Source organism: Agreia sp. PsM10, assembly GCF_030433855.1.
In the GTDB taxonomy this organism is placed as follows: domain Bacteria; phylum Actinomycetota; class Actinomycetes; order Actinomycetales; family Microbacteriaceae; genus Agreia.
This window is the reverse complement of sequence record NZ_JARUXC010000001.1, coordinates 359890-372798: the sequence shown is the minus strand read 5'-3', so window position 1 is coordinate 372798 and position 12909 is coordinate 359890. Positions and strand designations below refer to the sequence as shown.

General features: G+C 68.4%; 13 protein-coding genes. All 13 read right to left on the bottom strand.

What is annotated here, in order from left to right; genetic code table 11:
- Nucleotides 1-38: 38 nt before the first annotated feature.
- A complete protein-coding gene (locus QCD70_RS01765; RefSeq protein ID WP_301213403.1) occupies nt 39-356 on the bottom strand; it encodes a YlxR family protein in 318 nt (105 codons plus the stop codon).
- Nucleotides 357-396: 40 nt separating this feature from the next.
- On the bottom strand, nt 397-1416 hold the full coding sequence (gene nusA, locus QCD70_RS01760; RefSeq protein ID WP_301213402.1) for a transcription termination factor NusA: 1020 nt from the start codon (nt 1414-1416) through the stop codon (nt 397-399).
- Nucleotides 1417-1527: 111 nt separating this feature from the next.
- On the bottom strand, nt 1528-3291 hold the full coding sequence (locus QCD70_RS01755) for a proline--tRNA ligase (RefSeq protein ID WP_301213401.1): 1764 nt from the start codon (nt 3289-3291) through the stop codon (nt 1528-1530).
- A 45-nt stretch (nt 3292-3336) separates the two neighbouring features.
- The gene (locus QCD70_RS01750) at nt 3337-4482 is read right to left on the bottom strand and encodes an LCP family protein (RefSeq protein WP_301213400.1); all 1146 of its coding nucleotides are present in this window, start codon (nt 4480-4482) and stop codon (nt 3337-3339) included.
- Between the two features lie 227 nt (nt 4483-4709).
- Nucleotides 4710-5417: a hypothetical protein gene (locus QCD70_RS01745; RefSeq protein WP_301213399.1), complete on the bottom strand. Its 708-nt coding sequence runs from the start codon at nt 5415-5417 to the stop codon at nt 4710-4712.
- Nucleotides 5414-6421, bottom strand: a complete 1008-nt coding sequence (locus QCD70_RS01740) for a vWA domain-containing protein (protein WP_301213398.1) — start codon at nt 6419-6421, stop codon at nt 5414-5416. Before QCD70_RS01740 ends, QCD70_RS01745 begins: the two co-directional genes overlap by 4 nt.
- Entirely contained in the window at nt 6418-7398 is a 981-nt protein-coding gene (locus tag QCD70_RS01735; RefSeq protein WP_301213396.1) for a vWA domain-containing protein, read from the bottom strand. The genes QCD70_RS01740 and QCD70_RS01735 overlap by 4 nt, the downstream gene beginning before the upstream one ends.
- A complete protein-coding gene (locus QCD70_RS01730; protein WP_301213395.1) occupies nt 7389-7850 on the bottom strand; it encodes a hypothetical protein in 462 nt (153 codons plus the stop codon). Before QCD70_RS01730 ends, QCD70_RS01735 begins: the two co-directional genes overlap by 10 nt.
- On the bottom strand, nt 7843-8712 hold the full coding sequence (locus QCD70_RS01725) for a DUF58 domain-containing protein (protein WP_301213394.1): 870 nt from the start codon (nt 8710-8712) through the stop codon (nt 7843-7845). Before QCD70_RS01725 ends, QCD70_RS01730 begins: the two co-directional genes overlap by 8 nt.
- Nucleotides 8713-8716: 4 nt before the next feature.
- Nucleotides 8717-9712, bottom strand: coding sequence for an AAA family ATPase (locus QCD70_RS01720; protein WP_301213393.1), 996 nt, complete (start codon nt 9710-9712; stop codon nt 8717-8719).
- Nucleotides 9709-10869: a flavodoxin-dependent (E)-4-hydroxy-3-methylbut-2-enyl-diphosphate synthase gene (gene ispG, locus QCD70_RS01715; protein ID WP_301213392.1), complete on the bottom strand. Its 1161-nt coding sequence runs from the start codon at nt 10867-10869 to the stop codon at nt 9709-9711. The genes QCD70_RS01720 and ispG overlap by 4 nt, the downstream gene beginning before the upstream one ends.
- A gap of 46 nt (nt 10870-10915) precedes the next feature.
- Nucleotides 10916-11584 (bottom strand): response regulator, encoded by a 669-nt coding sequence (locus tag QCD70_RS01710; RefSeq protein WP_301213391.1) that lies wholly within the window; start codon nt 11582-11584, stop codon nt 10916-10918.
- The gene (locus tag QCD70_RS01705) at nt 11581-12906 is read right to left on the bottom strand and encodes a sensor histidine kinase (protein ID WP_301213390.1); all 1326 of its coding nucleotides are present in this window, start codon (nt 12904-12906) and stop codon (nt 11581-11583) included. The genes QCD70_RS01710 and QCD70_RS01705 overlap by 4 nt, the downstream gene beginning before the upstream one ends.
- Between the last annotated feature and the right edge of the window lie 3 nt (nt 12907-12909).

Genomic DNA, 12909 nt, shown 5'->3' with positions numbered 1-12909 from the left:
GCGGGGCTCATTTGGAGCCGCTCATTAGTTGTCACTCATTAGTTGGTCACGATGTACGTTTCAGCCTGTTCTGTAGAAACTGAATGTCTGCGGATTGATGGATGAGTCGTCTCCCGCTCGAGGAATTCGAGGACAGGAGACGTGTCGAGTGCCGTCGTGACGCGCAACGCCCGGCCGAAGGCCTTGCGTGTTCGCGCTGTGGAGACGCACTCGATGCGGGGATGCACCCACGCGCCCCGACCGGGCAGAACGGCCGTCTCATCGACGACCACGACTGGAATCCGGGCGACGACCCTCAGAAGTGAGGATCGATCGGCACGCGCGCGGCAACCGACGCACGTTCTTACGGGTTCCATACTACACCTCCCCCGAATCGATCCCTGTGATGACGCGGCCTCAGGCCTCGTCCATCACCGAATCGGGCTGGATGTCGATCTTGGCACCCGTGAGCTTCGCGGCGAGCCTGGCGTTCTGGCCCTCCTTGCCGATGGCGAGGGAGAGCTGGTAATCGGGAACCAGGGCCCGTACCGCCTTCAACGACTCGTCGATGACGAACGCACTCGACACCTTGGCGGGTGACAGGGCGTTCGCGACGAACGTCGGCAGGTCGGTCGAGAAGTCGACGATGTCGATCTTCTCGTTGCCCAGCTCGCTCGTGACGGCGCGCACTCGCTGGCCCAGCTCGCCGATGCACGCACCCTTGGCGTTGATGCCGGGCTCTGTCGCACGCACGGCGATCTTCGTGCGGTGGCCGGCCTCTCTGGCGAGGGAGACGATCTCGACGGCTCCCGATGCGATCTCGGGAACCTCGAGCGCGAACAGCTTGCGCACGAGCGACGGGTGGGTGCGCGAGACCGTGATCGACGGGCCCTTGGTGCCCTTCGACACGCTCGTCACGTAGACCCGGATGCGCGAGCCGTGCGAGTAGTCCTCGCCCGGCACCTGCTCCTCGGGCGGCAGGATGGCCTCGATGGTGCCGAGGTCGACGTGGATCATCCGAGGGTTCGGGCCCTGCTGGATGATGCCGGCCACGATGTCGCCCTCGCGACCCTTGAACTCGCCGAGAACGGCGTCGTCGGCGATGTCGCGAAGGCGCTGGTTGATGACCTGCTTCGCGGCGAATGCACCGATACGGCCGAAGTCGCTCGGGCTGTCCTCGCTCTCGCCGATGACCGCGCCCTCGTCGTCGAGCTCGGGCACGTAGATGCTGACGTGTCCGCTCTTGCGATCGAGGTGCACCCGCGCGGTCTTCGCGACGGGCACCGGGGTGTCCTTCGGCGCATCGGCCGGCAGAACGGGCGTGGTGTGCTTGATGTAGGCGGTCAGGATCGCCTGTTCGATGATCTCCACCAGTTCGTCGAACGGGATCTCCCGCTCGCGCTCCAAGAGCCTGAGCACGCTGAGGTCGATGTCCATAACCCGGCCTCCTTCTTCTGTATTAAGTTCGTGGTCCCCCGACGCGGATGGCGTCAGGTCCAACAGACCAATTTACCCGACGGATGGGCTCCGCGGTACCGCCCGGAGGAATCAGCGGAGCCGGGAGACCAGCTCCGTGACCGCCACCTCGGTACGCTCGCCCGATGCGCGGTCCCACAGCTCGACGACGCCGTCGACGGCGCCCCGGCCGACGATGACGATCGTCGGAACGCCGAGCAGTTCGGCGTCGCCGAACTTGACCCCGGGCGAGACCTTGGGCCGGTCGTCGTAGAGAACCTCCAGACCGGATGCCTCGATCGCCTCGACGATCGTCTCCGCGGTCTCGTAGACGGCCGCGTCGCGCCCGGTGGCGACGACGTGCACGTCGAAGGGGGCCACGGCCTTGGGCCAGATGAGCCCCTTGGAGTCGTTGTTGAGCTCGGCGATGATGGCGAGGATGCGCGTGACGCCGATGCCGTAGGAGCCCATCGTCACGGTCGCGAGCTTGCCGTTCTCGTCTTGCACCTTGAGGCCGAGCGCCTCGGCGTACTTGCGTCCGAGCTGGAACACGTGGCCGATCTCCATGCCGCGCGCGAGCTCGACGGGGCCGGAGCCGTCGGGCGCGTCGTCGCCGGCGAGCACCTGGGCGACCTCGATCGTGCCGTCAGACGAGAAGTCGCGTCCGGCCACGAGACCGAAGACGTGACGCCCGTGCTGGTTCGAACCCGTGATCCAGCCGCTGCCGTCGGAGACGCGGGGGTCGAGCAGGTAGCGGATGCCGGTGCTGCCGGTCGTGCCCAGCACGGGGCCCTCGACAGACCAGGGGCCGATGTAGCCCTTGACCAGGCCGGGGTTCGCGACGAAGTCCTTGTCGATCGCGGCCTCGACCTCGGCGGGCGCGAAGGCCACCTCGGCGCGCTTGAGGTCGACCTCGCGGTCGCCGGGAAGGCCGACCACGACCAGTTCGCGGGTGCCGTCGAGGTTGCGGAGGGCGAGGACGACGTTCTTCAGCGTGTCCGCGGCGGTCCAGGAACGTCCGTCGGGACGGGGGTGGTTGGCGTTCGCGACGTCGACGAGGGTCTGGATCGTGGGGGTGTCCGGGGTGTCGTGCACATCGGGAGGGGTGAGGCCGTCGTAGGAACGGGGTGCGGGGGGCGTCGTGGTGAACGCCTCGACGTTCGCCGCGTAGCCGCCGGCGCTGCGCACGAAGGTGTCCTCTCCGATGGGGGTGGGGTGCAGGAACTCCTCGCTCTTCGAGCCGCCCATCGCCCCGGCGTCGGCCTTCACGATGACGTACTCGAGGCCGAGCCTTGTGAAGATGCGCTCGTATGCCGCGCGCTGGGCCTGGTAGGAGGCCTCGAGCCCCTCGTCGGTGACATCGAACGAGTAGGCGTCCTTCATGGTGAACTCGCGCCCGCGCAGCAGGCCCGCCCGCGGACGCGCTTCGTCGCGGTACTTGTCCTGGATCTGGTAGATCGACAGGGGCAGATCCTTGTAGCTGTTCACCAGATCTTTGACGAGGAGGGTGAAGACCTCTTCGTGTGTCGGGGCCAGGACGTAGCCGGCCTCGTGCCTGTCGTTGAGCCGGAACATGCCGTCGCCGTACTCGGTGTAGCGACCCGTGACCTCGTAGGGCTCCTTGGGAAGAAGCGCGGGGAAATGCACCTCGTGCGCGCCGGCGGCGGTCATCTCCTCGCGGATGATGTTCTCGATGCGCGCCTTGACCCGCAGGCCGATGGGCAGCCAGGCGAAGATGCCCGGAGCCTGCCTGCGGATGTAGCCGCCGCGCACGAGCAGGCGATGGCTGGCGACCTCCGCATCGGAGGGATCTTCGCGGAGGGTACGGAGGAAATAGTTGCTGAGACGGACTGACACGCCCACCAGTCTATTGATCGAAGCGGCGTCGACCCGCCAGCGGGGTCAGTTGCCCACCGAGCAGGTGACCTCGGCCGCCGTCTGACCCGTGAAGGAGTCGGGCAGCACGGTGGCTCCCCCGGCATCCGGTGTCGCCGTGGCGGCCGGATCGGCCGCGGGGTCCGTCGCAGGGTCGGTCGCGGGATCGGTCGCCTGCGCGTCATCCGTGCCGTCGGCCGACGTCGCCGAGTCGGCCGTGGCGACCTGGCTGAGGTCGAGCGGTGTGTCGTTCGCCAGGGCGAGGTTGAGGATCTCGGAGTCGGACTCGTTGACCACCACCCGGTTGGGATCGTCGGGATCGCCGATGACCGGATACCGCAGGAACGCGACCTTGTCGAGCTGCACGCCCTGGAGCGCCTTCGCGATCGAGACCATCGAGTCGACAGAGGCGAGCTGCGTCGAGAACTGCATGTTGGTGAGTGCCGAACGCGCGATGCCGTAGAGGGTGACCGGGTTGGTGAGCGTGTCGCTCGAGAGGAGCTTGCGCACGAGGGCGGACAGGTACACCTGCTGCGAGCTGATGCGGGCGAGGTCGCTGCCGTCGCCGACCCCCTCGCGGGTGCGAAGGAAGGCCAGGGCCTCGGTTCCCGACAGCGTGTGCACGCCCGCGCTGAGGGAGAGCTGGCTGTAGGGATCGTTGATGGCCTGCGAGACGCAGACATCGACTCCCCCGACGACGCTCGTCATGGCGGCGACTCCGTCGAAGGCGATCACGCCTGCGTAGGGGATCGTGAGGCCGGTGATCTGCTCGACCGCCGACACGACGCAGGGAAGGCCGCCCTTGCCGAGGGCCGTGTTCAGCTGCTGGTAGCTCTGGGCCGGCTTGACCTCGCCGTCGCCCTGGTCGGTGCATTCGGGCATGTCGACCATGGTGTCGCGCGGAAAGCTGATGACGCTGACGTTCTGGTGATCCTGGCTGATGTGCATCAGCATGGTCACGTCGTTGCGGGCACCGTCGGTGTCGTCACCCGGCGTGGCCAGCTGATCGATGCGGGTGTCGCTGCCCACGATCAGCACGTTGACTCCGCCCTCGATCGCTCCCACATCGACGAGCTGCTGCACGTCGTCTTCGTTTCCGAGGTCGACGGTGTTCGCCTGCACCTCGGTGGCGAGGCTGTTCACGGCGATGGCCGCGATGGAGACCGTGCTCACGACGCCGACGACGGCGACGATCGCGACGAGCCGGATGACCGCCCAGAAGCTGGATCGGTTGCCGAGGCGGCCGTGTCGCGGAGCGATGGATGACGAGGTGCGTAACGAGCTGATGAGAATCGGATTCCTGTGTCGGGCCCCGGAGGGAAGTCGGCAAGGTTCCTGAAACTAGCGAGTGAACTTCGGAATTCCCTGTGTTCGCGGCGTGAGACCGCCCGGCGCCTCGATCACCAGGGCTTGTCGACGTAGTCGGGACTCGACGGGGTGCGCTCCGCGGTCTGCTGGTCGCTGCGGTCCTGCCCGGCGTCGCGGAGCTTCTCCTCGAGCTGCTCCACGGTGGCGTCGCTCGGCGAACCGTCGTCGGACGGCTGGTCGTCGCCCGGGTCGGATTCGTCCTCGGAGGGCTCCTCGAGCGCCTCCTTCTTGTCGGTGAGCCGCTGCTCCGAGTCCGACAGCTCGTCGTCGGTACCGTCCTCGCCGTTCTCCGGCGGCCGGGTGCACGACTCGTCCGCCTCGTCGATGACCTCGAGCGCCTGGTCGTAGAACGAGGATGCCTCGTCGCGCTTCGCCGGATCGGCCGCGATCACGGCGTCCCCCTGCCGCTCGAGCACGAGCGAGAGGTTCACCCGCACGGGGCACTGGTCTGCAGGAGCGGCCATGCCGAGCGCCCGCTCGAACTCGGCCTGCGCATCCGCATCGAGGCCCTGACCCGCGAGCCCGTCGCCGACGGCGAAGTGGGCCTTCCACGGCTCGATGACGTTGAGCACGGTCAGCCACCGGGCCGACGCCGTCGCGGAGACGTAGTCCTCCCGTTCGTACGCCGCGGCCACCTGTCCGGACACGAGCACCACGCCGATCAGCTTCACGGCGACCACCGTGGCGATCACCGTCGCGGGCAGCGCGATCAGGCCGGCCTTCGTGCGTCTGCGCATCATGCCCCGCTCCCCTGCCGATCGGCGGCCGCGCGGATCTCGCGAAGCCGGCGCAGCACGACGACGGCCTCGACGGCCAGCAGCAGCACGAGGGCGGCGGCCGGAATCCAGTACAACTCGACCACGCCTCCCCGGGACGGATCGGAGTCGGAGCGGATCGACGAGGAGCCGGCCTCGGCGAGGGGCGTACTCCCTGGAGCAGTCCGATGGGCGTACTCGACGCCCAGCTGGTCGGCGATGGCGCGCAGGTTCTGCTCGTCGATCACGGATCGCGCCGGCGAACCCGAATCGTCGGTCACGTACCCGTCGTCGGTCTTGTCATCGTCGTAGTACCCCGTCTGCTCGCGCATGGGGCCGCCGGCTTCGGTGCCGTAGCCGAAGACGTATCCGCCGCTCACGAACTGCGCCGATTCCTCGAAGCTCTCGACAGGGGCCGACGAGGTCTGCTCTCCGTCGCCGAAGTAGTACACGATGCGGGAGCGGTCGGGCTCGGCCTGCTCCGCCCTCTCGAGGGTCGAGGCGAGCAGCTCGTTCGCCTGCGAGATACTGCTTCCCGTCGAGTAGATGGTGATCTCGGGGGCGAGAACCTCCGACGCGTTGGCGATCGCGGTGGCGTCGGACGTGAGCGGAACCCGCACGATCGCCGAGCTGTCGAAGGACAGGAGGGCGAACTTCGCTCCCGGGTAGGCCTCGACGAGGTCGACGATGTCTGACCTCACCCCGTCGAGTCGCGGGTCGGAGCCGTCGTAGTCCTCGGCGACGATGCTCGTGGTCGTGTCGACCACGAAGAAGACGTCGACGTCGGTCGTCGCCTCGTTGCCGCCGCCGCCGGAGACTCCGGGGCGCAGGGCCACCAGCAACAGAAGCACGACCATCGCGCCCCGGAGCGACCACGAGAGTCTGCGGCTCCGGTTCTCGCGCGAGACGAGCTGCCACACCACGAAGGCCAGCAGAACGGAGAAGACGACGATGAGCAGGGGCACCGGCATCACGGGAGAGAGGGTCACAGCCTCGCCCTCCAGACCACGATCAGCAGTGCTCCGAGAAGTGCGAGGGCGAGAATGGCGAAGATGGTCGGCTGATCCGTGACGAGCAGCTGCGGTTCGTCGTCGACCAGGGCCGCCTCCGTCGCCTCGATGCTGTCGACGATGGCGGGCACCGTATCGGCCGACTCCAGCACGAAGTAGTCGCCGTCGGTCGAGTCGACGACCCGCTGGAACTCGGCGGAATCCTCCGAATCGCCCGGGTTCGAGACGCTCGGATCGATGCCGTACACCCGCACATCGCGGGACTTCGCGAACGCGCCCGCCTCGTCGAGGGTCATGATGGGGGTGCCGTTGATGTCGTTGTCCGTGGCCAGAACCACGGATCGGGAGCGCTCCTCGTCGGTCCTGTCGAAGGTGAGCACGCACGACGCCAGACCGTCACCGATGAGCGAGGCGCCCTCGCCCGTGAGGGTTCCGCCGAACGCGTCACTGAACGTGCCGGTGCCGTCGAGGCTCGACCGTACCGCCTCGAGCTGCTCTGCGATGTAGTCGTAGTCGTCGGTCAACGGAAACACCTGGGCGGCCGAGGAGTTGAAGATGACGAGCGCGAGGCGCTCTCCCTCGAACCCCTCGGAGAGCTCGGTGAAGCGCGCGAGCACGTCGATGTCGACATCGGTCATCGAGCCCGACACGTCGAGGCAGAGCACCACGTCACGGGTGAACGTGGCCGGCTTCTCGGTCGAGGTCACGACGGGTCGCGCCGCGAGCACCGCTGCCGTTGCGCCCAGGAGGGAGACCAGAACGATCGCAGCGATCGAGAGGGCGCGCATCCTCGACAGGGCCGCCATGAAGCCCGGGAGCCGGGTGAGGCGACCCGTGTGCGCGACCGGAACCGCGGCATCCGATGGGCGTCGACGACGCGCCAGTCGCGATACGACGATGATCGCGACGACGACGGGAACGAGACCGATGAGGATCCAGGCGTTGGCTAGGCCCACGATTCGATCACCTGCCTCGCCCGTGCGACGGCGGAGGAGATGTCGGCGCGGTCCTCGGGTTCGAATGCAGCCGGGTAGTACTCGGCGACCGCCGTGGTGACCGTCGGCAGCGATACGGACTGCAGCTCGGTGAGCGTCATCACCGGGGCATCGATTCCACTGACGGCCCGACCGAAATCGCGCACGACGGCACTGAGCCGGTGATGGGCACGGCGAGCCGACAGGGTGCCCGCCGCGAACTCCGCCTCGATGGCGCTGACCCTCGCGTGGTGATCCGCCTTGATTCCGGCGAGACCGCCCGGCCGCATGGGGACCGGTGACGGCGCAGGCCGGCGACGGCGCAGTAGTGCGATGAGCAGGATCGCGACGACGACAAGAACCAGCAGGACGATGCCGATGACGAGGAGACCGCCCCCGTAGCCGATCGGGGGAATGAGTTCGGTATCAGGCACGGGACCGCGCCTTCAGCAGGTGCAGAAGAGACGGCACGACGTCGTCGACTCGGGCGATGCGGCGGTGCGAGACGCCGAGATCGTCGAACATCTCCTGCCGTGCGCGGATCTCGTCGTCTATCGACCGGGTGAGCTCGGCGGTGAGACGCCGGTCCCCGCGGAGCGCCTCGGGGATCCGCCAGCCGTCGTCGACGGCTGCGGCGCCCGCGTATCTCAGCGGGTCGAGATCGCCGACGGTGACCCAGACCAGCTCGTGCTGCGCACGCAGTCGTCGCACGAGCCTGGTCTGCTCCGGCCCGAGAAGGGTGTCATCGGTGACCACCACGACGATCGCCCGCCGACGCACCATGCGGGCGACGAGCCGCAGCGCGCGATCGATGTCGCTCGGCGGGGCGTCGAGACCGTGGGCCGCGTCGATCGCCCGCAGCACCCGCTCGAGGTGGTTCTCGCTCGATCGGGCGGGAAGCCGGATCGTGCGCTCGGAATCTCCGGACAGCAGCGAGACCTCGTCGCCGTGCCTCACGGCGAGGTAGCCGAGCACGCCGACGATGGTGAGGGCGACGTCGCTCTTCGCCTCGCCGTCTGCCGCCCTGGCCGCCATGTTGCGCCCGGTGTCGAGCACGAAGTGCACGGTCTGACGCCGGAGGGCCGTGTAGCGCCTGACGAGGGTCGAGCCGTGCCTGGCCGTGGCCTTCCAGTCGATGTCGCGCACCTCGTCGCCCGCCACGTAGCTGCGCAGGTCCTCGAAGTCCATGCTGCGACCCGTGACGAGAGAGCCGTATTCGCCGTCGAGCAGATGCAGCGCCTTGCGATGCGCATGGATGAACATCCGCGACTTGATTCGCACGAGCAGACCGTCCATCGGGTCAGGGCGTATGGACGGACGCGAAGACCGCGTCGATGACGGCCTCGGGACGCACACCCTCCGCGTCGGCCTCGAAGTTCAGGATCACGCGGTGCCGAAGCACAGCATGACGGATGGCCTTGACGTCGTCGGGCACCACGTGGGACCGGCCCGACAGCAGGGCCAGCGCACGGGCCGCCTGCATGAACGCGATCGTGCCTCGCGGGCTCGCCCCGTATTCGACGTAGCCTGCCAGCTCCTCGCCGATGTAGTTGAGCGGATTGCGCGTCACGTAGACGATCGACACGATGTAGTTGCGGATGGCGTCGTCGACGTAGACCCGGGAGGCCGCGTCCTGCAGGAAGAGCACGTCGTCGAGAGAGACGGACCCCTCGTGCTGGCTCGAGGCATCGAAGACGCCGGCGTCGAGGCGGCGCAGCACCTCGAGCTCCTCCTCCATCGTCGGATAGTCGATGATCTCCTTGAGCAGGAACCTGTCCATCTGGGCCTCGGGCAGCTGGTACGTGCCCTCCTGCTCGATCGGGTTCTGCGTCGCCATCACGAGGAACGGCTCCGGCAGGGGATGCACGGTTCCGCCGATGGTGGTCTGGCGCTCCTGCATCGCCTCGAGCATGGCGCTCTGCGTCTTCGCGCTCGAACGGTTGACCTCGTCGAGGAGCACGAAGTTGGAGTGCACCGGGCCCAGCTGGGTCTCGAATGTGCTGGTGCGGGCGTCATAGACCTGTGTGCCCGTGATGTCGCTGGGCAGGAGGTCGGGGGTGCACTGGATGCGGGTGAACTGGGCATGGATGGCCCGGGCGAGGGTCGTGGCAGCGGTCGTCTTCGCCAGGCCCGGAACGCTCTCGAGGAGCACGTGGCCGCCGGCGACGAGGGCGACGAGCAGCGCGCGACGCAACGTAACCTGCCCGACGACGGTCGCCGAATAGGACGATTCGATGGCGTGCACCACGGTGCCCGCCCGCTCCATCTCGGTCGGGGTGAGAGGCTCGAGCCTCATCGGGCTCCGACTGTCACGACGGGGCTGCCGGTCGACGTGTCGGTCGCGGGCATCTCGGCGGCGAGTCGGTTGGCCTCTTCGATCAGCGTGGACACGATCTCGGACTCGGGCACGGTCTTGACGACCTCGCCCTTCACGAAGATCTGACCCTTGCCGTTGCCGGATGCGACGCCCAGGTCGGCATCGCGGGCCTCGCCGGGCCCGTTCACGACGCATCCCATCACGGCGACGCGCAGGGGAACGGTCATGCCCTCGAGGCCGTCGGTGACGTCGTTGGCGAGCTTGTACACGTCGACCTGGGCGCGCCCGCAGCTGGGGCACGACACGATCTCGAGCTTGCGTTCGCGCAGGTTGAGCGACTGCAGGATCTGCAGTCCGACCTTGATCTCCTGGGCCGGCGGCGCAGAAAGCGACACGCGGATGGTGTCGCCGATTCCCTCGGAGAGCAGAATGCCGAACGCGGTGGAGCTCTTGATGGTGCCCTGGAACTCGGGGCCGGCCTCGGTGACTCCGAGGTGCAGCGGCCAGTCGCCGCGCTCGGCGAGCAGGCGGTACGCCTTGACCATGATGATGGGGTCGTTGTGCTTGACCGAGATCTTGAAGTCGTGGAAGTCGTGCTCCTCGAAGAGGCTGGCCTCCCAGACGGCGCTCTCGACGAGGGCCTCCGGCGTCGCCTTTCCGTACTTCTGCAGAAGCGATGGCTCGAGCGACCCGGCGTTGACGCCGATGCGGATGGAGACGCCCGCGGCCTTGGCCGCCGCAGCGATCTTGCCGACCTGGTCGTCGAACTTGCGGATGTTTCCGGGGTTCACGCGAACCGCCGCGCAGCCGGCATCGATGGCCGCGTAGACGTAGTTGGGCTGGAAGTGGATGTCGGCGATGACCGGGATCTGACTCTTCTTCGCGATGATCGGCAGCGCCTCCGCATCGTCGCGGCTCGGCACGGCCACGCGCACGATGTCGCATCCAGACGCGGTGAGCTCGGCGATCTGCTGGAGAGTCGCGTTGATGTTCGGAGTCGGGGTGGTGGTCATCGACTGGACGCTGATGGGAGCGTCACCGCCTACGAGGACCTTGCCGACTTTGATCTGACGGGACTTGCGCCGAGGTGCGAGGGTCTCAGGCACTTTCGGCATTCCCAGATTGATAGCAGCCACGTCATCCAGTGTAGGCGTGACCCGAACGGCCCGAGCCTGCCTCGCCCTATCCGCCGCTCCAGCCGGTGCGCACGAGGTGCGTCTCGTAGGCCGTCACGACGAGCTGCACACGGTCCCTGGCACCGAGTTTCTGCATGATCCTCGACACGTGGGTCTTCGCTGTGAGAGGGCTGAGGAACAGCTTCGCCGCGATCTCCTCGTTCGTGAGGCCGTGCCCGACCAGGGCCAGCACCTCGCGCTCCCGATCGGTCAGCACGGCGAGGGTCTCGGTGTCGACGACCGCCGAGAGGCCGCCGGCGACCCGCCCCAGCAGCCGCTTCGTCACACCGGGCGACAGCAGCGCGTCGCCCGCCGCCACGACTCGCACCGCCCTGATGAGCTCCACCGGCTCGGTGTCCTTGACGAGAAAGCCCGAGGCGCCCGCCCGGATCGCGTCGACCACGTAGTCGTCGAGCTCGAACGTGGTGACGATCACGATGCGGGTCGCCGCGTTCTCGGGGTCGGCCACGATCCGCCGGGTCGCCCAGATACCGTCGCCATCGGGCATCCGGATGTCCATGAGCACGACGTCGGGGCGCAGTCGCGTCACGAGTTCCACGGCTTCGGCGCCGGTCGCGGCTTCGCCGACGACGTCGATGTCGGCCTCGCTGGCGAGAAGCGCCGCGAAGCCGGCCCTGATGAGCTGCTGGTCGTCGGCGACCACGACCCTGATCATCGGCTGCCTGCCATGGGCGCAGGGTGTTCCGTCGACCGCGGAATGGTCGCGGTGACGGCGAAGCCATGCGGGTCGAGGGTGACCGCCTCGAGGCGTCCTCCGAGCAGCTCCGCCCTCTCCCGCATGCCCAGGAGGCCCTTTCCCACCACATCGCCGAGATCGTCGGCGACTCCCCTGCCGTCGTCGCTCACCCGAAGGATCAGGTCGTCGCCGGCCTCCCGCAGTTCGACGCGGGCGGACGTCGCTCCGGAGTGCCGCACGATGTTCGTGAGGCTCTCCTGGGCGATGCGGTACAGCGCGAGCTGCACCGCCGCCGACGGGGCCGAGCGGACGTCGGAGTCGAGGTCGACGGCGAGAGAATCCGACCGGGTGTTCTCGACGAGCCGGGGCAGGCTCGCGAGATCGGCCTCGGGCACGAGCGGCGCGTCCGACTCGTCGGCGTCACCGCGCAGGATGCCGAGCACGCTCCGAACCTCGTCGAGGGCCTGCTTGCTCGTGGCCTTGATCGCGGCCAGAGCCTCTCCCGCCTTCTCGGGCTGGGAATCGAGAAGATGCAGTCCGACACCGGCCTGAACGTTGATCGACGACAGCGAATGCGCGAGCACATCGTGCAGCTCGCGGGCGATCCTCACCCGCTCCTGCTGCGCCGCGTCGACGCGGCGCCGGCTCTGCAGAGTGCGTAACTGCGCGAAGCGCTCCCGTCGGGATCGGATCGACGAGCCGAAGCCGAGCGAGACGACGAGCCCCGCCGTCAGCAGCACCACCGGCACCGGCTCCCACGCGATTCCGAGAAGCCCTGCCCCCACGAAGCTCACGGCCCATCCCACGGTGACGGATGCGACGGCCCACACGCCCGCGCCGCGGACCAAGGCGAGGGCCGCGGCGAACAGGACGGCCACGTAGGCGGAGAAGACCGAGGGATCGACGAGCGCGTCCGCCACCGCGACCACGGTCACGACGACGACGACGGGCCCGGCGAAGCGGCGGGCGCCGATCAGAGCGGCAGGGCCCAGCACCGAGAGAAGGAGCGCGAGGGCGGCGCCGGCAGGCCGAGTGGCGGGCGACGACGCCGAGAGCTGAGCGGTGGCGACGGCGAACTGCACGACGAGCGACACGATGACCGGCAGCCAGAGCCGGGCCTGCGGCGGAAGGAACGGGCCCCGCGGGCCGATGCCGTACGCGCCTCGCCATCCGGAATGCGGCCCGTGCGGATGGCGTCGCCCGTCGCCGAACCGGCCGTGGGGGCCGGGCGGCCAGGCCGGCGCTCCCCAGTCGTCACGGCCCCGGGGATTCGGATCGTGCGGCGGTCGCTGCGGGCTCATGAT

Coding starts and splice junctions, on each gene's coding strand:
- nusA (WP_301213402.1), bottom strand. CDS start 1,416: ATGGACATCGACCTCAGCGTGCTCAGGCTCTTGGAGCGCGAGCGGGAG.
- QCD70_RS01745 (WP_301213399.1), bottom strand. CDS start 5,417: ATGATGCGCAGACGCACGAAGGCCGGCCTGATCGCGCTGCCCGCGACG.
- QCD70_RS01765 (WP_301213403.1), bottom strand. CDS start 356: ATGGAACCCGTAAGAACGTGCGTCGGTTGCCGCGCGCGTGCCGATCGA.
- QCD70_RS01710 (WP_301213391.1), bottom strand. CDS start 11,584: ATGATCAGGGTCGTGGTCGCCGACGACCAGCAGCTCATCAGGGCCGGC.
- QCD70_RS01720 (WP_301213393.1), bottom strand. CDS start 9,712: ATGAGGCTCGAGCCTCTCACCCCGACCGAGATGGAGCGGGCGGGCACC.
- QCD70_RS01725 (WP_301213394.1), bottom strand. CDS start 8,712: ATGGACGGTCTGCTCGTGCGAATCAAGTCGCGGATGTTCATCCATGCG.
- QCD70_RS01705 (WP_301213390.1), bottom strand. CDS start 12,906: ATGAGCCCGCAGCGACCGCCGCACGATCCGAATCCCCGGGGCCGTGAC.